Origin of the sequence: Shewanella gelidii (assembly GCF_014647855.1) — a bacterium.
Classification (GTDB): domain Bacteria; phylum Pseudomonadota; class Gammaproteobacteria; order Enterobacterales; family Shewanellaceae; genus Shewanella; species Shewanella gelidii.
Map to the genome: position 1 here is coordinate 291,928 of NZ_BMPZ01000002.1, position 20,528 is coordinate 312,455.

Consider the following 20,528-nt stretch of genomic DNA (forward strand, 5'->3'; position numbering starts at 1 on the left):
ATATTTAGCGTATTGAAAAGTGACACAAGGAGGCCGTATGGCTGAGTATCGAACAGAGCAGATCCGAAATTTTGCTGTACTAGGGCATACTGGAGCAGGAAAATCTTCTCTGCAGGAAGCACTTCTCTTTAGTGCGAAGGCAATCCCCCAACGTGGCAGGGTGGAAAAGGGCACAAATCATGCCGATTTCACTGCCCAAGAAAAAGCACACCGCCACAGTTTAGAACCCTCTTTTCTCAATCTTGATTTTGACAATCACCATATAAACCTCGTCGACACCCCTGGTTTGCCAGATTTTTTTGGTCGAGCACTGCTGCCATTGCCTGGTGTTGAGTCGGTGATGCTGGTGATCAATGCTGAGACTGGTATTGAAAGCGTTACCCAAAGAGCTTTTGACGCCGCGCGTGCGCAAGGTAAAGCGGTTCTGATTGTTATTAACAAGATAGACGGTAACGAGTCTGCGCTTGAGCCATTACTCGCAAACATTCAAGATCGATTTGGTCATCGTTGTTTGCCTGTGAACCTGCCGAATGCTGCATGCGATGGTGTGGTTGATTGCTACTTACATTGTGAAGAGGCCGCTGCAACTTTATTCCATACGCCGCTGGCAGCGAAAGATGAGCTGGTTGATACAGTGCTTGAAGAAGATGAAGCACTGATGGAAGTGTATTTAGAGCAGGGCGAGTCATTAACCCCTGAGCAGCTCCATGAACCATTAGAAACAGCACTACGTATGGGGCATTTAGTTCCAGTTTGCTTTGCAAGCGCTGAACAAGATATTGGGGTGACTTCATTGCTTGAAGTGATGGTCAAGCTCATGCCAAACCCGCTAGAAGCAAATCCACCGCAATTCATAAAAGGTTTTGACGATGATGCGGTGCCGGTTGATGTCAGCCAAAGTGCGGATGATCATATTTTAGCCCATGTTTTTAGAGTTGCGATTGACCCATTTTTTGGTCGTATGGGCGTGTTTCGCTTGCACCAAGGCCGCTTACAAAATGGGATGAAATTATTTGTCGGCGAAGGCCGTAAACCTTTTAAAGTGACGCATTTGTTGAAGTTACAGGGTGATGAACATATCGAAGTGAACTCGGCAATACCTGGAGACATCTGTGCGCTTGCCAAGATTGATGAATTGGAGGTGGGTGCCGTTTTACATGATAGCCATGATGAAGATGACTACCATTTACCAGAGCTAAATTTACCCCAACCGATATTTGGTCTTGCAGTCTCAGCTAAAAAGCGCGGTGATGAACAAAAAATTGCGGAGGTTTTGCATAAGTTAGTTGCCGAAGACCCGAGTTTAAACTTGGCGCGTAACGAAGCTGAAGGCCAGACGGTTTTGCAAGGCTTAGGTGATTTGCATTTACAGATCGCTTTGGAGAAAGCACAAGACGTGTTTAATGTGGATATGGATACGGATAAGCCGGCTGTTGCTTATCGTGAAACCATTAATGGCAAGGCATCTGCGCGTTATCGACATAAAAAGCAATCTGGAGGTGCCGGTCAATTTGGGGAAGTCGAGCTTACTGTTGAAGCATTGCCGCGTGGGGCAGGGTTTGAGTTTGAATCAAAAGTTGTTGGTGGTGCGGTTCCAAGCCAATATATCCCAGCGGTTGAAAAAGGGGTTAAAGAAGCTATGGCGATCGGCGCTTTAGCTGGGTATCCAATGCAAGATATTAAGGTGACTCTACTAGATGGGAAGCATCATAGTGTTGACTCCAAAGAAATTGCCTTTGTGATGGCAGGTAAAAAAGCCTTTGCAGATGCCTGTGCTGCAGCGGAGCCTATTATTCTTGAGCCAATTGTGGAAATGAAAATTGCAGTATCGCCAGAGCATGTTGGTGATGTTACCGGTGATATAAGCGCAAGCCGCGGTATGGTTTGTGGGACCGAGGCGATGAGTGAGTTGAAAGTTGAGGTTCACGTTGAAGCACCGCTGGCCATGGTTGATGACTATTCAACACGATTGAAGTCCATGACGGGTGGCGCCGGGCAATTTAGTATGGCGTTTGTGCGATATGATATGGTGCCCGCTGTAGTGCAAAAACAGCTCATGGAAAAGGAGTCGTAAAGCTTCGCTACATTTTTACATAGATTTTTTTAGCATGAGTTTTAAGGCGTTTGTTTAAGCCAAAAAAGCCAGTATCAATTTGATACTGGCTTTTTTATGAATTCACATTGTGGCGGGGTTATTGAGTTGGTAAACCGACAGATTTTTTTATATTGAGTGGAGACAAATTCAGATTGTTTCCTGGGGTGAACGGCGGTTCTATTTAGTTATGGAGTGTAAAGCTAAATGAGATGACGAACTGGTGGTGCTTTCCGCGTGATATGCTGTTATGGCGGGCTGGAACTGAAATTCACATAGGGTTCATTCCGGCTTGATTGTTTGCGATTGGTCACTAGATTTAGCTTTATTTGAAGTAACTCTAAAAGCCGAAAATGAATCATGTAAAAAAACAGCATTTTCTAATTTTTAGCATTAGTATCACTCAAGCTTTTACACTAAGTCGTGTGATGCAGGACAAGGATGCTATATATGAATCGAATTATTTCCACCGGACTACTCCTTTTATTTTGGGCAATACCCGCTGCCGCCAATGTTGACTTTGTGGCAGGTGATCGTTTTTACCAGCAAGAGAAGTTTACCCAAGCTTTTGGTTTGATAGAAAAGGCCGCCATAGCGCAACACCGTCCCGCGCAAACAAGACTTGCACTCATGTATCAATATGGCCTTGGCGTGAGTCAGGATTTCTCCAGAGCTAGTCAATGGTTTGAGCGTGCTGCATCACAAGGTTGCCAAGACGCACAAAATTATTTAGGTATTATGTTTGAAACCGGCCACGGTGCAGATCGTGACTATCAAGCTGCATTCCAATGGTATTTAAAAGCGGCTGAGCGTGGGCATGCGCGAGCACAGAATAATCTTGCAATGCTTTATGCGGAAGGGTTGGGCGTAAAAAAGGATTTGTCTACTGCTGCATATTGGTATCGGCAGGCCGCAGAGCAAGGTCATCGCTATGCCCAAACGAGCCTTGCGATGATGCTAGAAAGCGGCCTCGGCGTGGGGTCAGATCTTGAACTCGCTTTAGATTGGTATCAACAAGCGGCTAAACAAGGCTATAGCATTGCGATGCTTAATTTGGCTGCAATGTATGAACAGGGTCGTGGCGTGCAACAAGATTTACAGCAAGCATTTGATTGGTACCTGCAAGTTGCGCAGCAAGGTAATGCGAAAGGCGCATTTCAACTAGGTTTAATGTTTGAAGTTGGCTTGGGGACAGAGCCTGATATCGTACAAGCGGTCGAATGGTACGAACGAGCAGCTCGTTTGGGTAACGATAGCGCGATATTAAAGCTATCTCAGATGCAAGATGCATTGGATGATTTTACGGTTAGTCGTTACGCTGATTAGTCATGATGACTTGATACAGATAGAAAAAGGGCATGGTTATTACCATGCCCTTTTTCATTGATGGAGCGCTTGTATGCGCCGAACTATGTCATTCATAACTTATTATTAACTAAGGAACACATAGTGAATGAGGCTATAGCCAACAAAGGTAATGACGACAATTCCGACAATGTTGAGAACCAAGCCGCAACGGATCATATCGAACACTTTGAGCTTACCCGCTGAAAATACAATAGCATTGGGCGGTGTCGCAACTGGCATCATAAAGGCACAGCTTGCGGCAAGTGCTGCCGGTGCTGCGAGCGTTATGGGGTCAATATCAATAGAAACGGCTAAGGCACCTAACAAAGGTAAGAAGCCTGCCGCCGTCGCGGTATTACTGGTGAGTTCAGTAAGAAATACGATGACACTGACTATGGCCAAAATAATGATGAGAATCGGTACTCCTTGAAGGTGCTGCATATAATTGGCAACCCATTGTGCAAGACCGGTCGCTTTAATTTGAGCCGCCAACGCAAGGCCGCCGCCAAAAAGAATAAACACTCCCCATGGAATATCTTTGGATTTTTCCCAGACCATGACGAATTCGGTTCCTGCTTGGTCGAATTTTACCGGAATAATAAATAAACATAGCGCTGCAACAATGGCGATCAGCGGATCTGAAAGCCCTGGAATATATTGCTGCAAAAAAGGGCGGAACATCCAACCAAGGGCCGTGGTGATAAAAACAAGGAGCACAATTTTTTCGCCACGGTTCATTGCTCCTAAGTCGTGACTCTGTTTTTGGATTAACTTTTCTACTTCTTGTTGGCAGTGGATCGCTGTGGGGGGCGTCATATATGCCGCTGGAACATTGGCATTTGGGTTCAGTTTGAGATCAGAATCAACTGAGGAGTGGAGCTTTTCCTGTGCTTGAGTATTTGCATTCTGATGTGTTGTATAGGGCTGAGAGTTGAATTGGTAACCCCATCGAGTGAGCCATAGCCAAGTGAGTATTAACATGATTGAAGCCACAGGGAGGCCAATCATCATCCACTGGGCAAAACCTATGTCTCGTTGGTAGGTTTCTGATAAGTAAGCCGCGAGTAGTGCATTGGGTGGGGTGCCGATAAGTGTCGCAAGTCCACCAATACTTGCGCTATAAGCAATGGCAAGGAGAAGGGCTTTTGTGAATGGTTCACCTGCAGTATTGCTGTGCTTTGTGCTTGTTTGACAATTTGAAATAATCGCAGCGACGGATAAGCCTATGGGTAACATCATGACGCTAGTGGCTGTATTGGAAACCCACATACTGAGAAATGCAGTGGCTATCATAAAGCCACCAATTAAAGCCGCTGGTTGGCTACCTGTTTTAAGCATTATGTTGATGGCGATACGTTTATGCAGGCCCCAGCGCTCCATTGCCATGCCGATCATAAATCCCCCGAAAAAAAGTGCAATGATTGGGTGTGCATAGGGGGTGGAGACGGTTTTAATATCAGCGACACCAAGCAGCGGTAGTAGGATCAGTGGCAGTAACGAGGTCACGGGAATTGGGATGACTTCAAAGATCCACCACAATGCCATCATGCTTGTCACACCGACCATTAGCCAAGCTTCTGGCGGCATGAGTGCGGGCGGCGTTGTCAGTAGTGTATATAAGACGCAAGTTGGCCCCAAGAGAAGTATCATCCAATGACGTATTCGGCTAAAGTACAATGCGTTTAATGATGCCCGCGCTGCAGACTTTTGATCTTGATGTGTCATCCTTCACCTCAAGTTTGTATAAGCGATGCTGTGCTTTGTATTCTAATTTACGCCTAACGCAGGCCACTTGAAAGCGTTTTTAATTGTTGTTCATTTTTAAGAAAAGGTGTGTGAATTTGTCAAACTCTTTTGAAAGCAATCAGCACCCCAAGTTTGAGGTTAAACTTTGGTTTTGCTCACTAAACTCCATGCTTTCACCTCAACAAATAGCAAGATTTGAGGCAATTTTAACACCAGAAGAGCGTGATAAAGTCGCGCGATTTAAATTGCAAAAGGCACAGCAACAAGGGCTCATAGTGAGAGCGGCTTTAAGGCTTGCGCTTTCTCAACATCGTTCGATTAAGCCTCAGGACTGGCGATTTGAATATGGTGAGAAAGGAAAGCCTAGGTTATGTGCCCAGCAGCGTGTGGCGAGTGGTTTAGAATTTAATATAAGTCATAGTGGTGATTGGCTTGTGATTGCGGTTTGTCATTGCGAGCAACAGGAATTGCAGCTTGGTGTAGATATCGAGCGAGAGAGAGCGCACACAAATTTTCAATCGATTATGAAACACTATTTCACGCAGTGTGAAATTAAAGATGTCATGGCTTTAGAAGACGAGAGTCGCCGAAAACGCTTTTTTGATTTATGGGCGCTAAAAGAATCGTACATTAAAGCGAGAGGCTTAGGTCTGGCTTTGAGTTTGCAATCATTTCAATTTAACTTTCATCGAATGCAGAAAGTCTCAGCAGAGGTTGAGAAGCATGCAAGCTTAGCGCTTATAGATGATGTTTTAATCTATGAAAATATAATGATAGAGACAGCAATAGATAGTGGCCAGAAGCAAAACTATCAGGCTTTGCCCTGTTGGCAAGTCCTTTTGGGTCGCTTAAATTCAAATTATCGATTTGCGGTGTGTACAGACAAACCTGCTGAAGAAGTTCACCTGATGCTGGGCGTTTTAGACCTCTAGTCTCTGACAATATTAAGATGAAGGCTAACGCCATGATGTATCGGTTAAGTTAATGCTCGGGTTATAAACGCAAAAAAGGACAACTTGGTTGTCCTTTTCTGGGAGTGCGTGTTTTTTAACTAATTAGTGGTTATCTAATTAGTATTTCGCTTGCAGAGTAATCCACAGCTTGTCAGTGTCAGCAGAGAAGTCTTCTGCACTGAAGCTAGCATATTTAACGCCTACACTATAGTGCTTAGCAAATGGGTAAGTTGCAGCAACACCCCACTCACTACCCATGTCGATATCACCATAGTCAGAGTCAAACTTGTGGTACTTAGCAAGCAGTTTTACTCCATTAACTTTGCCAGTCAGGATAACGTGAGTATCTTGGATACCATTTTCCCAGTTACCTTTACCACCAAATAGGAATTTGTCGGTCCAGCCGTTGAACGCATGTAGCGTAGCTAGTGGCGTGATGAAACCAGCTGCACCATCATCAGAACCTAGAACTTCATAACCTACTTTTGCACCAAAGCCCTTGAAGCCTAAGCCCGCACGTAAAAGCATGTAGTCGGCACTGTAATCTGCAGGGTTATCACCACCTTCAGACTGTACGGCATATTCTGCTTCGTAGTTGAATGTTAAATCATCAAACTTTTGCTTGCCAGCGGCGCGGATACCATAAGTATCGGTTGAGAATGCGGCAACATTTACATTATCGATCATGTAAGCGTACGCGCTCACTTTTGCAAAACTTAATCCTTTATAGTTTAGGTTCAGCATGTGAGTTTCATTCTTATGATCTTCTTTGCCCGAACCTTCTGGGAAGATACGGTTAACGTTATTTACATAAGCGTAAAATGCAGTCAGATCTTTAACAGCAGTATTCTTTACAGAGAAAGCATCGTAAGTTTGCTCATTTTGACGGAAACCTACACCACCAACAAAACGTTGGTTGTCCAGCAGAATACGCTGACGGCCGTACTTTACCAAGGTGTTTGCAGGTGCTTTATAACCTAGGAAAGCTTGGTTGATTTCAGTGTATTTGTAGTCAGGTACGGCAGGATTATCGTTTGATGAACGAACATCATCAATTTCTGCTAAGCCAAATACATTGTAAATGTCACCCGTTTGATAGGTTAGGCGAGTACGAAGCGTTGTTTCATCTTCTGTATCTGCCACATCTACTTGCTCAAAACGAGCGCGGAATTGAACATTTACTTTTGCGTCATCAACGAATCCCTTTTTCAATTGATCAGCAGTCGCTGCGCTTGATGCCAGACCAGCAAGAACAGCTAAGGTTAGTACACGGATCTTCATTTATTTTTCCTCATTATCATCAGTGTCGAGCGGATTGTTGAGGAGTTAACAATAATAAAAAGTGATCTATAACAAGTTTTATACTTGCATGTTTTTTTTGGTCAAAATTTGTGAGGGGGATCAATAGCTTATATATAATTGGAGGTATTACTAAATAGGTATTAATCTTGTTTTTCTAATCCATGTAGGTTAAAAAATAGTCGCTTGAGTCGCTACAAATTAAGGCGATAGAAAGTGGGGAGTTGTTCAAGTTATAACCGAACTCAAAAAAGCCCGCAATAGATGCGGGCTGAATTCAATCTTGAAATGTGACCTGTGTGTTGCTACTGCCTCGCTAAGCGTTGGCTTTCGGGAGCTTGCTCAAAATCACTACGATACGGGTTAATGTCCAGCCCTCCTCTACGTGTATATCTGGCGTAGACGGTGAGCTTGCTGCAGGAGCAAAATGCTTTTAAATCAACGAATATGCGCTCTATGCATTGCTCGTGGAATTCATTATGCTGACGGAATGAGATTAAATACCTTAATAGCTTTTCTTTGTCTATTTTTGGTCCTTGATAGCGGATCATTACACTGCCCCAATCTGGTTGGGAAGTGATTAGACAGTTCGATTTTAGTAAGTTTGAAGTGAGTGTTTCGGCAACAATTTGTGATTTATCCGTACTGTTTGAAAGGATTTGTGGATTAAATCGATAGTCATCTATTTCAATATCTAAATCATCAATGCAATCACCCGGAAGTTCTACTACTCGTTGGGTACTGAAGTGCTTGGGTTCGATCAGGCGTACCGTGACGCTACCAAGTGCGCAATTGCTAAGATCTTGCTCTAAGGTTCGCTGCACTTTTTCAAGGCTATCAAAGCGCGTTTGGTTAAAGCTATTTAAGTAGAGTTTAAAAGATTTAGATTCAATGAGGTTTAAGCTTTTACAGTCGAGCGTAATATCTGCAATCGCCACCATAGGCTTGCCTTTCGCATTCAACCATGAAAGCTCAAATGCAGTCCAAATATCGACGCCGTGAAAAGGTAAATTCTGGGTAAGTTCGATGGCATCACGATTTAACTTGCGTGGTACGCCTTGGAGTAAAGTTCGATCATATTCTGCTTGATATGATGTTGCTTGCCCAAGAGTGAGTTCGCTAAGTTCTGATGCACCTTGGTAAGGATCATGATGTTGTGTCATCAATTGTTTTTCCATGTCAAAATAGGCGCATATTGTACCCGATATTGGAATCAAACTCAGTGTCTTGTTTTATAGCTTTGGATAAATTTGTTCGGCAATACTATCAATCCTATTTGCAGCGTCTAGATGAGCCTCCTCGGTTTTATGCTCCAAATCAGCCATCAGAATGCGTCATTAAGCCAGCAACGGAAGAGACGTTGGTGTATTGGCAGCCTGTTCTCCGTTCAGAAAGTGGCTCGTTTAGTAATGTTGAATCAGCCCTTGAGTTACAGTTGCATTCAGATATTGCCGAGTTCTACGGTCGTTACTATTCTGGCTGCCTGTTATTCGAGTCTAAATGGGGTGAAGGAGAGCTCATTCAGCCATGGAATGCTGATGATTTTGATTTGTTGCAACAAAATATCATTGGCCATTTGATGATGAAACGAAAGCTCAAGCAACCTTTAACTTGGTTTATTGGTGTTTTGGGAGACGGAGACATCATGTTAACGGTGAATAATCAAACGGGGGTTGTTGCGAAAGAGGTGCCTGGGGAGGAGCAGTCTGAAGTTTTGGCCGATAGTCTTGAGGCATTCCTTGAGCAGTTGACAGTAAAGGTTGCGCCGCCAAACTTACCTGCAGAAGAGGTTGTTGCTGCAGTTGAACATCCGGGGATATTTGCCAGTTTCAAGCGTATGTGGCGTAATTTGACAGGACGCTAAGGCTCTTTAGTTTAATGTCGAAAGAGGCTGAGTGTAACTCAGCCTTCAATCATCCAGTGGATATGATTTGCTACCAATTGGACTTATTTCACATGGTCCCAAGAAAGATTGGACACAATACGGCAAGATTCACAGCAGAAATGAAATATGTCATGAAGGGGCTGTTCAAGCTTCCATGCTTGATTACCGCAGCGTGGACAAGCTCGATTATGCTCCGCAGCTTTGTCACCACCAACACGATACAAATAGTAATAAGTTGGGATTTTTGTTAGATATTCAATTCTGCCTCTTAAATCCCAGCCTCTTCTAAATAAATCACTTCGTTCGTCAGATATTTCTCGTAGTGCAGCAAATTCTGCTTGGGTTGCAGATGCCATTTGTAGTTCGTCACATGCTTGCCACTCTGCTTGCCATCGAATGAGGTGTTTGTGATCACCATTGAAACTTGCAGGCACTCGATATAAAGGAATTGGGAGTAAATTGTCGCCATTTCTTAAGGGGGAGCACATATGGACATAACTGGTATATAGCACTTGCCAAGAAGCCGGCTCAATAGAGCTTTCTTCAGAGTTGATGTCTTGGCCAATAAACTTCTCTCTTGGTGCTAGAATATTTGCTGCAGTCAGTTGAGTTAGTGCCTGTTTTACCCAGGGACTATGATATCGAGTTGCGAGGCTCGATTTTTCAGGTGTCAGTAATCGAACTCTAAATTCACCATCATTTAAAGCAACAGCAAATTCCCGACCTAGAATTTGGCCATTTGCACGCATGGCTTCAAGCACATTATTGATCGCTTTTTCTGCTGCTGAAATGGTTGTATCTGCAAAACACTCAAAACGTAATTCGTATACAAACATTAACCGTTCTCTTCTGGCGTTAAGCTATCAATTTGTTGTTCTAAGTGTTGGTTTTTGTCCTGTAAGTGTTTGACTTGTTGTTCAAGTATAGCCAGCCGCTCAGCGAGGTTTTCCAGTGTTAGCTCTTGTGTTGGTTCTGTTGGTTCAACGGATAAAGTTATTTTTGCTCTTTCAGCTTCAGGCAGGCTACGAAATGTCTGTAGGCCTTGGATAAGTATTGGCATTGGAATTTTATTTGCGGTTCGCGCTTTGATGAGCGCTAAGCTAGGTTGTTTGCCTTCGTCAGCGATCGATTTTGCCGCGGCCAACACTTTGTCAATTAGACTCATTTTTGGTTCAATTCCTCATTACCTGAATTTTTCGACGATTAATTACCATTATTAAATATTAAAATGGCTTTAAAACATAGGTTTACAGTTTTGGCCTGCTATTTGCTTTGTCTGGCAGTTGAATATCAACTTGCGTATTTTAAAAAGGATAACAATATGAAAGCAAAATTACTTGCGATTGCATTTTTTGGGGTGTCTAGCTTAGGTCTTACTGGTTGCGTGGTCAATGTAGGTGACGGCGATGGCGAATGGGATAACAATGAGAAGTGGGAAAAAGTTCAAACAAAGAACCGAACTAACTTGGCAAGCCTTGATTTAGGGATGAGCATGGATCAAGTGAAGGTATTGATGGGAACCGCTGACTTTAGTGAAGCCTACTTGCAAGATAGTAAAGAAGTTCACGTGCTGTTTTATCGCACGCAAAGAGTTAAAGGGGATGGTAAGACCACAAAAAATGAGTGTACTCCAGTTGTCATCAGTAACGATAGACTTGTTGGCTGGGGTGAGACGGCGTATAGCAAAATTTAGTTTGCCAGTGTTAGGCCAAAGCAATCAAGGGCTGTTCATCGCGAACGGCCCTTTTCCCATGTAGTGATGTTCCAACAATGCTTCCTATAAGTATATCGGGAGAGCCAAAAGGAGGAATATTTACACTTGATGATGAGCTTGATACATTGGAAGAAGATTTTGATCAAGATCAAGGAATTGAGTTGATGAAAACACAGGCTTTGCGTGCAGTTTATTTAACCGCAGAAGATCTTCGGGTTACCGCTTCTCTACTCTTCAATGCTTATCATGACGACCCTTTTTTTATTCATTCATTTGGCCATCAAGATTTAGCGACTTACGAGCAAAAGCTAAGAGCGGTAATTCGTGAAGAGTTGAATGAGTTATGGCAACAAGAACAACCAATTATCGGTGTATATGATAAAGATCGATTAGTTGGCGTCACTTGTATGTTGACTCATCAGTTTTCAATTGGTGAAAGTCGATTTTGGCATTGGCGCTTTAAAATGGTTTTGGGGACAGACTGGCGAACCACGCAAGCCCTGATTCAAAAAGAGTCTAGTATTTATGAGCTCCTACCGTCAGCACGATTCGGGATTATTCAATTTATTGCTGTTGCACCAAAAGTACAAAACCAAGGGGTTGGTAAATTTTTAGTTGAAGCCGTGAAAAGCTGGTTAGATGAACAGCAGGCCATCGATGGGGTTGGGGTTTTCGTGAGCAATAAGGCGCATGAATCTCTATTTACTCAGTGTGGCTTTGAAATTTCTGAAGCAATGCGTATTGCTGATCTAAGCGGTAATCTAGTTCTGTATCGGAAGCCAACAACTGCACATCATTCAATTGAGTAACAACGGAGTCAATATAGATGAGCGAACGCTACAAAACTTTTACGGATTTTTATCCGTTTTATTTGTCGCAGCACCAAGACTCCAGGTGTCGGGGTTTACACTATTTCGGCAGTATTTTAGTCATACTTCTCGCGATATGTAGCGTGCTCACTCAGTCTTACTACCTGCTATTTTTATTACCTCTTGTGGGTTATGGTTTTGCATGGATTGGTCATTATGTTTTCGAAAAAAATAGACCAGCGACTTTCTCCTATCCGTTTTATAGCTTCCTTGCGGATTGGGTTATGTTTGCACAATTTGTGCGCTGTATCTTGAAGTTTGAAAAATAGTGATCTGGATATTTGCTGGTTTCCCTGTGAGATATATCTTACAAGCGTGTAAGACATAGGTCTTATGTTGTTCAGATATATTTTGATTCTTAATGCAAAAGGTGAACATAAACAGTTGGTTAGTGTTTTTGTGGTTTTGTTGTGTCTTGTAGCCTCTGCAACTTAATAATTTTAGTCCACCGAATTGTTTACATTTGGAATAGAATGACCACATACCGTTACATGACATCGACGTCAACGGAAGCTAGCAAATGGCTTTATCATGGAATGATTGAATAGGATATCAATAGGATGTTGATAGAAGTAGAGCGGATATCTACTTCAAAAGGAATATTGGATTGCATGGTTGCAAATTATGGAAGATGTCAGGAAGAAATAGGACACGCCAAAGGAATCGGCATAAGCTCAGCGAATGGATTGCTGAAATAGGGAAAGTACAAATTTATGTACATGGAAGCAAAATGGATTAAGGACAGCAGGAAGCGTTAGAGGATAAAAGCTATAGGATGGCGTCGCGTGAAGGATTCACCGAGCAAAGGATTGAGTACAATTGTACACGGACAAATAAGGATTATGGATAGCGCATGGAGCACATAGACGTAAGGATGGTGCAAGGAGCATGCACATAGCTGGATGGCTATCAAAAGATTGACTAGGCGCCCTTAGGGGCGCCTTTTTAATGGGCGATTGAAAGCCTTTAAGCTGCATTTTTCGCATATGTCTACCTGTCTGTTGGTGATGTGAGAGATATCTTACAGATGCGTAAGAAATACAAGAGTAATGATGAAGATAAATGTAAATGGCTAAGATTTTTTATGTTTTATAACAGTGCCTTATTGTTCGATGTGTTTGAGTCAGGTTAATTTCGTTCGTCTTGCTAGAGTAAATCAGCCGATTATTTTTATTGCTTTCGCGTAATATTGAAGACGTACAAGGAAGCACGATAGGAACATGACTAAGGAAGTCTAGCAGTGTTAAGGACTAACAGTGCTAAGGATAACTTTACGCAAGGATGTGGCATTCATGAAGGAAAGCCATATGCGTAACCAAGGATGGTCACTTTACATGGATGGCTAGATTACTGTTAAGGACGACAGTAAACACGGATTGTACTGGTAAGGATGCCCAAGGAAGAATTTGGACACACTTATGGAATGAGTCAGTTCAGTCAAGGGATGGCTGTAAACAAGGAAAAGTACCTAGGTGGTACAAGGAAGAAGGATTACACGGATGTCGGCAGGATGCTGCACAGACGCAAGGACGGTGCATGGAGCAGAAGCATAGCAGGATGGCTAAGCAAAAGATCAAGGGGCGCAACTATGGATAGTTGCGCCTTTCTTTTATTTTGCTTTTCAAAGCGATCATCGTTTTAATCAGCTAAATCGATAGCGAATCATTTACACCCACCAGACTTACAACTTCCTTTTGAACCGCAACCACCGACTGTGCCACGGGCAAGTGGGGCTTGTTGCCATTCTGGTTCGGGAAAAATTGGCCATTGGATTTTTTGGATTCGTTTACCATGCATATTTATATTTGCTTTGTACTGATTTAATCCATCGGTACTAAATTCAAACATAAACTTTGCTTTCCAGCATAATCCACTTGAACCGCCAATACTCGGTAAAGCAGACTCCATTGCGATGGCCAGTAGCTGAACATTTTGTTTACCACATTCTTGCTGGGCAAATTGGCGGCTAATTTCTGCCATTTGTCTTAGCTGCCAAAAAAATGCTGCGATGACCACCACAGCGGCGATCATCAAAAAATCTATCATCATTATTGAGTCCTTTTAAACAGGCCACCAATGGCTGTCGATAGCGTAACACTTCGCTCAGGGTTTCTCAGCTCTGCAAGAAATAAAGTGCGGATCAGGGGAATAGCAACTACATCAGCGAAAATTTGGTTAAAAAACAGTTGATCTTGCTTTGCCAACGCTTCCAAAAATATTTTGCGGCTTGCATCATCTTTGAGCGCAGTCCAATTACGCGCTGCTATCGTGACTAAGGCTTCTGCATCAAGCGCATTATCCTGTTCTAATTTTGCTATTGCTCTTTGTGTATCAGTTGCTGAGCAAGCGAGAGCTCTAAAATAGTACAGTCGCATTTCTGGTGTTGCGGTTTCAAACTTGTGCGCCAGTTTCTCTATGAGCCTAGGAGCTAAACTCAGATGCTCAAAACACTGACATAAAGCTATTTGTACCTCGAGCGCGGCAGTGTCTAGACTACTACATAATTGCTCTAAGTGATCGAACTCTTCTGCTCTTACACAAATGTCTGCAATGCCTTGCAATCCGACCTTCTGCCACATATCTGGGGCAATTTGACCACTTAAGTATTGGTAAGCAAACTCATACTGTGCGGATGCTCTAAGGCCAAGCTGTTTTTTGACGAGCGCGTTGAAGACGGCAAGCTTTTCTTGAGTCGGCTTAAAAGCAAAGGGGTGGTTTGAAAGTTTATCTTGTTGCTCTTCAGATAGGGCGAGTGTGGGATCACTGCCGAGCGCTTCAACGACCATTTTTATGAATTGGGTGCGCGCTGCAGGGTTTAAAAGTCCACGTTCATCCAATGGCAGTTTAAGAAACCAAATATAGTGTTGCTGGCTTTCATCCCAAAAGACGACGGCAAATTGGGCGTGGCCTTGAATTGGGTGAGGGTAGGGCGATGTCAATGCTTCGATTTGATGGAAGGCCATCATATCAATATGTTGAATTCGACGACCTAGGTCATAAACTTGAAATTGGGTATTAGCTGTTGTCAAAAACTGACTGAGTGTAGTGATTTCTGCCATTGTGAATTAAAAACCGCGTATAAGTCGTGCGAATAGATGTCGGCATTATAGGGTTAAGTCGCTGTAGATGGTATGATCTTGGCCGAATTATGTCGCGCACATAGTGCCTTTTACTAAAACTGTTACTCAACCGGAATTTCCATGTTATCCAATCAAACTCAGCAATTATTAGATGTGCTTGCTGAACAGTTACAAGCAGTGCAACTTTGGTCATCAGTTGAACCCTCCCATGAGGCTTTATCTAGCCAAGCCCCCTTTGCTTGTGATTCGATGCCTTTTGAAATGTGGCTACAGTTTATTTTTATCCCCAAAATGAAACAGTTAATCGAAAAGCGATTGCCGTTGCCGACGTCTATGGCAATTACGCCAATGGCTGAGCAAGTATGGTCAGATATGCCGAGATATCAAAATGTAATTCGTGTGATTCAACAGTTGGATGACTTGCTCAATGTGCCAAGATAAAGAAGATTTACTAGACGAAGAAGTTCAGCCGAATATTGAGATTTTATTTGAAGATGAGCATTTAGTCGCAATTCATAAGCCCGCTGGGTTATTAGTGCATCGCAGTTACCTTGCACGTAAAGAGCGTTTTTTTGCAATGCAATTAACACGTGATCTCGTGGGTTGTCATGTGTTTCCTGTGCATCGACTTGATCGACCTACTTCTGGGGTGTTGCTTTTCGCAAAAAGCAGTGAGGTTGCAAATAAACTTTGCATGCAATTTGAGCAACATACGATTAAGAAAGACTACTTGGCTATTGTTCGGGGTCATATCCTTGAAGGTGGGGTTTTGGATTATGCCTTGAAGGAGGAGCTGGACAAGCATGGTGATAAACACGCGAATGAAAATAAGGCGCCTCAATCTGCGATTACCCATTATCAACCTTTGTTAACTAGCGAAATCCCATATAGTTCAGGTCGCTATCCGACAAGTCGTTTCAGTTTAGTGCAAATGCAACCACAAACTGGTAGAAAGCATCAGTTGAGACGGCATACGGCACACCTTCGGCATCCTATTGTTGGGGATACCACCCATGGTGATGGTAAACAAAACCGTTTTTTTCGTGATCACTTCGGTGTGAATCGGTTATGGCTAATTGCGAAGAAGCTTAGCTTTATCCATCCTGTGACTAACCAACCTTTGAGTATTGAAACTGAACTGGAGCCGGAATGGCTCACTTTGTTTTCTGGTTTAGGTTGGCAGCCACAAGCGCTATCTTGCTCGGATACATTGGAGGTAGCACTTTAAATTAACGGTTTCATTAAAATTATCATCCCATGCTTCCCTGGACGTCGGTTGATGAAAGGTAAATCTGATACAGATCACAACGATAAGTAAACAAAGATGATGTGAATCGCTTGCTACAGGGTAAGCGGATACAGTATTGTAAAACCATGAATGGAATATTGTCTCTGGGCTTAGTGTATGATGAATAAAGTCAATCTTGTCTTTGGTACGGTTTATGGAAATGCTCAATTCGTTGCGGAAACGATAGAGCAAGCGTTATTGACAAGTGGCTACGAAACCAAGCTTTGGCAAAACTATGAGTTGACAGGGTTTGTTCCCCCCCAAAGTGAGCTGCTTATTGTTGTCACGTCAACAACAGGCCAAGGCGATATTCCCGACGATCTGCAGCCTTGGTTTTATGAGCTAAAGTCGATTGCCCCTTATTTACCCGAATTGCAATATGGTGTTGTCGCGCTAGGTGATTCTAGCTATGAAACCTATTGTCAGGCAGGCAAACAAGTTGATGAGCTATTGAGCGAGTTAGGCGCTAAACGGATTGGAGAGCGCTTAGAGTTGGACGCATGTGAAACCATGGAACCCGAGGTGGATGCATTAACGTGGTTGAAGAGTTGGAACGAAAATCTAAGTTCAGAATTGGCCTAGTCGACTTCATAAGAAAGCACTGGTTTAAATTTGCGCAACGCCTGAGCCAGGCGTTGCTGGTTCCTATTGCTGTATTGCCAGCTGCTGGAGTCATGATAGGTCTTGCCTATAGCCCCATAGAGTTCATCCCACTCCAAGCTCATGAGTTGTTGCTAACAATTGGTCAGCTCATTTTCGATATCATGCCGATCCTTTTCGCCGTGGCAATTGCGATTGGCTTTTGTCGAGATCAAGGTATTGCTGCGTTTAGTGCTGTTTTTGGTTTTGGTATCTTTTCTTCCACGTTAACGGTTCTGACTGATGCAACGCCAGTGGCGATTCAGATCCTATGGGGGGTGGATACCATTGATACTGGTATTGCGGGTGGGTTGCTAGTTGGTGCCGTCACCTGCATGGCCGTTAGTTTAAGCCAATATATTCGTTTACCCGCTATTTTTTCTTTTTTCGATGGCCGTCGAAGTACACCATTGCTTATGCTTCCACTTTGTATGATGTTGGCATATATCCTATCTCATTTGTGGCCGGTACTTTCAATCTGGATCGAACACTTCTCCAATTGGGTGGTTTATCAAAAGCCCGCGCTGGCGTTTACCCTTTATGGCGCGGTGGAGCGGATGCTAATCCCGCTTGGCTTGCATCATATCTGGAATGCTCCTTTCTATTTGGAAGTTGGCCAATACTATGACAATGGTGAGCTTGTACGGGGAGAGATTGCTCGTTATTTAGCCGGAGATCCGACCGCTGGGAACCTTGCTGGTGGTTATCTTATTAAAATGTGGGGACTTCCAGCCGCAGCGTATGCCATGTGGAAATGTGCCGATCAGTCAGAAAAGAATCGTGTTGCAGGGATTATGCTGTCAGCTGCAGCAGCCAGTTGGTTGACTGGGGTGACTGAGCCTCTTGAGTTTGCTTTTATGTTTGTGGCGCCATTTTTGTTTCTTGTGCATGCCTGTTTAAGCGGCTTAGCATATGGCCTATGCGTGTTGCTTGATATCCACCATAGTATTGTATTTTCGCAGGGGCTCGTTGATTTTAGTTTGTTGTTTCATATGTCGCAAAACACTGAGTGGATGCTCTTGCTAGGGCCTATTACTGCGCTGGTTTATTATTACATCTTCAAGAGCTTTATTTTAGGGTTTAATTTAAAAACACCGGGCCGAATAGCCACGGATATTGTCGACTCCAATGAAAGTCAGCTCTCCATCATTACAGCCCTCGGTGGTCCACAAAATATTGTATCGCTGAATGCGTGCTTAACTCGATTGCGGATTAGCGTTGACGCACCGGAACTTGTAGATAAAAAACATCTTGAGAATTTGGGAGCCAAAGGCGTCATTATTGTTGGTCAGGGGGTGCAAGTGGTTTATGGAACCAAAGCGGAAACGGTTCGAGAGCTACTTCAAAATCACTTAGATCAGCTTCCTTCTTAAATATTCTTCGTTATTTCTATAGTTTTACTGAAAATTATTCATTTGTTTTGCTTTTCCTTTTCTCTGCTCTGGAGATTTTAGTGATTTATGGCACTATCCTAGGTCATTGTTTATTTCGTGGTATTTGGAAGTGTTATGGAACGCAAAATCTTAATTACAGACTGTGCTGACGCACAGGGCCTGATCGCAAAAATTACTGGCGTGTGTTTTCAGCATCAGCTGAACATTATTAAGAACAGTGAATTTGTTGACAATGGCCAAGGGCGTTTCTTTATGCGCACAGAATTGGAAGGCGAATTCAATGATGAGGGATTACTCGCAGACCTAAGAAAAGTCTTGCCAGAGCAAAACCATATGACCTTGGTTAACGCTGGCAAAAAACGAATTGTGGTCATGGTGACAAAGGAAGCCCATTGCTTGGGAGACATTCTGATGAAGTCTTTCTATGGTGCTCTCGATGTTGAAATTGCTGCGGTCGTGAGTAACTATGAAATTCTAAAACCATTGACTGACAAATTTGATGTACCGTTTCATTTTGTGAGCCATGAAGGCGTAACTCGTGGTGAGCATGAACAAAAAATGCTGAGTATCATTGATACCTATAACGCAGAATATCTCGTATTAGCTAAGTATATGCGCGTATTGACGCCAGAATTTGTAGAGCGCTACCCAAATCGAATTATCAATATTCATCACTCTTTTTTGCCTGCATTTGTCGGAGCATCACCCTATCGCCAAGCGTGGGAACGCGGTGTGAAAATTATTGGCGCGACGGCTCATTTTGTAAATAACTGCTTAGATGAAGGGCCTATTATTAAGCAGGATGTTATTCCTGTAGATCACCATTATAGTGCCGAAGATATGGCTCGTTCGGGCAGAGATGTTGAGAAAAGTGTATTAAGCAAAGCGCTGCAACTTGTTTTGAATGAGCAAGTGGTCGTGTATGGCAATAAGACCGTGGTATTTTAACGATTGCACGAGATATAGAATAAAAAGAGGCCGCATATTGCGGCCTTTTTTATACGATTAAAGCTTAGTGTAACTCGTCGTTTAACTTTACTTCACGGGTACTGCGCATGGCGATGATTTGGCCATTAGTAGAGTTTTGTCTGAAGTGCACGCCATTTACGCCGAGGAAATCTTTACCACGCATCAATGGTGTGATCTCCTTGCCTGGGTTGGCTTCAGCAATCGCAGCAACTGCTTTTTCACTTAGAGTGATTTTGGTGCCTGGCAAAATGGTTACGCCAGCGTCAATGACGCAGCTATCGCCGATGGCCGTACCGGTACAAGAGTTCGCGCCAAGCAGGGTGTTTTCGCCGATAGAAACCGGGATGCCATCGGTGCCCGAAAGGACGCCGAGAATCGATGCACCGCCACCAACATCCGAGCCTGCACCAACAATGGCTGAAGAAGAAATGCGACCTTCTACCATCACCGCACCTTCTGTACCGGCATTAAAGTTAATGTAAGAAGCACCCGGCATTACGGTTGTGCCTGCAGCGAGCTGCGCACCGAAACGAACTTTTGAAGTTTCAAGAATACGCGTGTTATCTGCAGGAATGACGTGAGATAAGAAGCGTGGGAATTTATCGACCATGGTAATCTCTGGGTAGTTACCACAAAGTTTTAGAGTGACTTCGTGTGTTCTTAACCAGTCAAGCTCAATCGGTTTACCATTTGACCATGCGCAATTATGGAGCTGGCCAAATGCACCATCTAAGTTCAAGCTACGGAGCTTCGCTTTGCCGGTTGATAATGCGTACAGTTTTAAGTAAACGCTTTCTACGGATTGTGGTTTATCATCTTCAAAGATGAATACCATTTTGTAATCTTCACACTTGAGTTCGTTGTGCTCTTTTAGGCTTGATAAAACTGCAGTGACTTGAACGTTTCTGTGATCATCACCCACAGCTTGCATCAAAAATGGTTTAAAGATTTCTGAACACTGATCGACAAAGGCTTCACTGATATCACAAACAAGCTCGCTCTTACTGGTGTCTAGCTCAGTACCGGTTTGTCTCAACGCATGTAGGAATACCGCAGCACTGCCAAAGTTTTCATTCCAGTTCACGACAGGGTAAGTAGCTTGTAAGATTTTTTCTGGAGTGAGTTGACCGCGATCGACTCTTGCTAATCCAAATCCGATGGGTTTTTTGTACCAGCTTTGTTCTTCAATTTTTTCGATTAGCGTCATAAAGTCTTGCTTTGTCTCAACCATCTTTTTTCCTACTCTTGTCTTC

The 20,528-nt window shown here is 43.3% G+C and carries 20 protein-coding genes; 12 read left to right on the forward strand and 8 right to left on the reverse strand.

Annotated elements, in window-relative coordinates:
• Positions 1–37: 37 nt before the first annotated feature.
• Together fusA and IEY18_RS04805 are read left to right on the forward strand one after the other, a co-directional pair.
• Positions 38–2,074: an elongation factor G gene (gene fusA / locus IEY18_RS04800; protein WP_188918374.1), complete on the forward strand. Its 2,037-nt coding sequence runs from the start codon at positions 38–40 to the stop codon at positions 2,072–2,074.
• Between the two features lie 468 nt (positions 2,075–2,542).
• Positions 2,543–3,418 (forward strand): SEL1-like repeat protein, encoded by an 876-nt coding sequence (locus IEY18_RS04805; protein WP_188918376.1) that lies wholly within the window; start codon positions 2,543–2,545, stop codon positions 3,416–3,418.
• A 105-nt stretch (positions 3,419–3,523) separates the two neighbouring features.
• On the opposite strand, the gene IEY18_RS04810 is transcribed toward IEY18_RS04805, so the two are convergent.
• Positions 3,524–5,164: an SLC13 family permease gene (locus IEY18_RS04810; RefSeq protein ID WP_188918378.1), complete on the reverse strand. Its 1,641-nt coding sequence runs from the start codon at positions 5,162–5,164 to the stop codon at positions 3,524–3,526.
• A gap of 116 nt (positions 5,165–5,280) precedes the next feature.
• Here IEY18_RS04810 and IEY18_RS04815 point away from each other — a divergent pair, with 116 nt between their 5' ends.
• Positions 5,281–6,117: a 4'-phosphopantetheinyl transferase family protein gene (locus tag IEY18_RS04815; RefSeq protein WP_188918380.1), complete on the forward strand. Its 837-nt coding sequence runs from the start codon at positions 5,281–5,283 to the stop codon at positions 6,115–6,117.
• A gap of 138 nt (positions 6,118–6,255) precedes the next feature.
• Here the strand turns inward: IEY18_RS04815 and IEY18_RS04820 are convergent, their stop codons facing one another.
• Positions 6,256–7,419 carry an alginate export family protein gene (locus IEY18_RS04820; protein WP_188918382.1) on the reverse strand — a complete coding sequence of 388 codons (1,164 nt, stop codon included), beginning with the start codon at positions 7,417–7,419 and terminating at the stop codon, positions 6,256–6,258.
• A 323-nt stretch (positions 7,420–7,742) separates the two neighbouring features.
• The gene (gene queF, locus IEY18_RS04825) at positions 7,743–8,633 is read right to left on the reverse strand and encodes an NADPH-dependent 7-cyano-7-deazaguanine reductase QueF (RefSeq protein ID WP_188919156.1); all 891 of its coding nucleotides are present in this window, start codon (positions 8,631–8,633) and stop codon (positions 7,743–7,745) included.
• A gap of 26 nt (positions 8,634–8,659) precedes the next feature.
• On the opposite strand from queF, the gene syd reads away from it, so the two are divergent.
• Positions 8,660–9,301: a SecY-interacting protein gene (gene syd, locus IEY18_RS04830; protein WP_188918384.1), complete on the forward strand. Its 642-nt coding sequence runs from the start codon at positions 8,660–8,662 to the stop codon at positions 9,299–9,301.
• A gap of 83 nt (positions 9,302–9,384) precedes the next feature.
• Here the strand turns inward: syd and IEY18_RS04835 are convergent, their stop codons facing one another.
• Positions 9,385–10,158, reverse strand: coding sequence for a Zn-ribbon-containing protein (locus tag IEY18_RS04835; RefSeq protein WP_188918386.1), 774 nt, complete (start codon positions 10,156–10,158; stop codon positions 9,385–9,387).
• A complete protein-coding gene (locus tag IEY18_RS04840) occupies positions 10,158–10,487 on the reverse strand; it encodes a hypothetical protein (RefSeq protein WP_188918388.1) in 330 nt (109 codons plus the stop codon). The genes IEY18_RS04835 and IEY18_RS04840 overlap by 1 nt, the downstream gene beginning before the upstream one ends.
• 156 nt (positions 10,488–10,643) lie before the next feature.
• On the opposite strand from IEY18_RS04840, the gene IEY18_RS04845 reads away from it, so the two are divergent.
• The 3 genes from IEY18_RS04845 (at position 10,644) to IEY18_RS04855 (ending at position 12,174) form a co-directional block, all read left to right on the forward strand.
• The gene (locus IEY18_RS04845; protein ID WP_188918391.1) at positions 10,644–11,015 is read left to right on the forward strand and encodes a DUF3192 domain-containing protein; all 372 of its coding nucleotides are present in this window, start codon (positions 10,644–10,646) and stop codon (positions 11,013–11,015) included.
• Positions 11,016–11,200: 185 nt separating this feature from the next.
• Positions 11,201–11,845, forward strand: coding sequence for a GNAT family N-acetyltransferase (locus IEY18_RS04850; RefSeq protein ID WP_188919158.1), 645 nt, complete (start codon positions 11,201–11,203; stop codon positions 11,843–11,845).
• A gap of 17 nt (positions 11,846–11,862) precedes the next feature.
• Complete coding sequence (locus IEY18_RS04855) at positions 11,863–12,174, forward strand: Mpo1-like protein (RefSeq protein ID WP_188918393.1); 312 nt, start codon at positions 11,863–11,865, stop codon at positions 12,172–12,174.
• A gap of 1,393 nt (positions 12,175–13,567) precedes the next feature.
• On the opposite strand, the gene IEY18_RS04860 is transcribed toward IEY18_RS04855, so the two are convergent.
• Together IEY18_RS04860 and IEY18_RS04865 are read right to left on the reverse strand one after the other, a co-directional pair.
• The gene (locus IEY18_RS04860) at positions 13,568–13,954 is read right to left on the reverse strand and encodes a DUF3301 domain-containing protein (RefSeq protein ID WP_188918395.1); all 387 of its coding nucleotides are present in this window, start codon (positions 13,952–13,954) and stop codon (positions 13,568–13,570) included.
• Positions 13,954–14,964, reverse strand: coding sequence for a DUF3549 family protein (locus IEY18_RS04865; RefSeq protein ID WP_188918397.1), 1,011 nt, complete (start codon positions 14,962–14,964; stop codon positions 13,954–13,956). Before IEY18_RS04865 ends, IEY18_RS04860 begins: the two co-directional genes overlap by 1 nt.
• A 141-nt stretch (positions 14,965–15,105) precedes the next feature.
• Between IEY18_RS04865 and IEY18_RS04870 the strand changes: the two genes are divergently transcribed.
• The 5 genes from IEY18_RS04870 (at position 15,106) to purU (ending at position 19,254) form a co-directional block, all read left to right on the forward strand.
• Positions 15,106–15,426, forward strand: coding sequence for a YqcC family protein (locus IEY18_RS04870; RefSeq protein ID WP_188918399.1), 321 nt, complete (start codon positions 15,106–15,108; stop codon positions 15,424–15,426).
• Positions 15,413–16,213 (forward strand): tRNA pseudouridine(65) synthase TruC, encoded by an 801-nt coding sequence (gene truC, locus IEY18_RS04875; RefSeq protein ID WP_229779739.1) that lies wholly within the window; start codon positions 15,413–15,415, stop codon positions 16,211–16,213. The genes IEY18_RS04870 and truC overlap by 14 nt, the downstream gene beginning before the upstream one ends.
• A 180-nt stretch (positions 16,214–16,393) precedes the next feature.
• The gene (locus IEY18_RS04880; RefSeq protein ID WP_188919160.1) at positions 16,394–16,855 is read left to right on the forward strand and encodes a flavodoxin; all 462 of its coding nucleotides are present in this window, start codon (positions 16,394–16,396) and stop codon (positions 16,853–16,855) included.
• Positions 16,810–18,285 carry a PTS transporter subunit EIIC gene (locus IEY18_RS04885; protein ID WP_188918404.1) on the forward strand — a complete coding sequence of 492 codons (1,476 nt, stop codon included), beginning with the start codon at positions 16,810–16,812 and terminating at the stop codon, positions 18,283–18,285. The genes IEY18_RS04880 and IEY18_RS04885 overlap by 46 nt, the downstream gene beginning before the upstream one ends.
• 135 nt (positions 18,286–18,420) lie before the next feature.
• The gene (purU, locus tag IEY18_RS04890) at positions 18,421–19,254 is read left to right on the forward strand and encodes a formyltetrahydrofolate deformylase (protein ID WP_188918406.1); all 834 of its coding nucleotides are present in this window, start codon (positions 18,421–18,423) and stop codon (positions 19,252–19,254) included.
• A 64-nt stretch (positions 19,255–19,318) separates the two neighbouring features.
• Here purU and IEY18_RS04895 read toward each other — a convergent pair whose 3' ends face one another.
• Positions 19,319–20,506: a tetrahydrodipicolinate N-succinyltransferase N-terminal domain-containing protein gene (locus IEY18_RS04895; protein WP_188918409.1), complete on the reverse strand. Its 1,188-nt coding sequence runs from the start codon at positions 20,504–20,506 to the stop codon at positions 19,319–19,321.
• Positions 20,507–20,528: the final 22 nt, after the last annotated feature.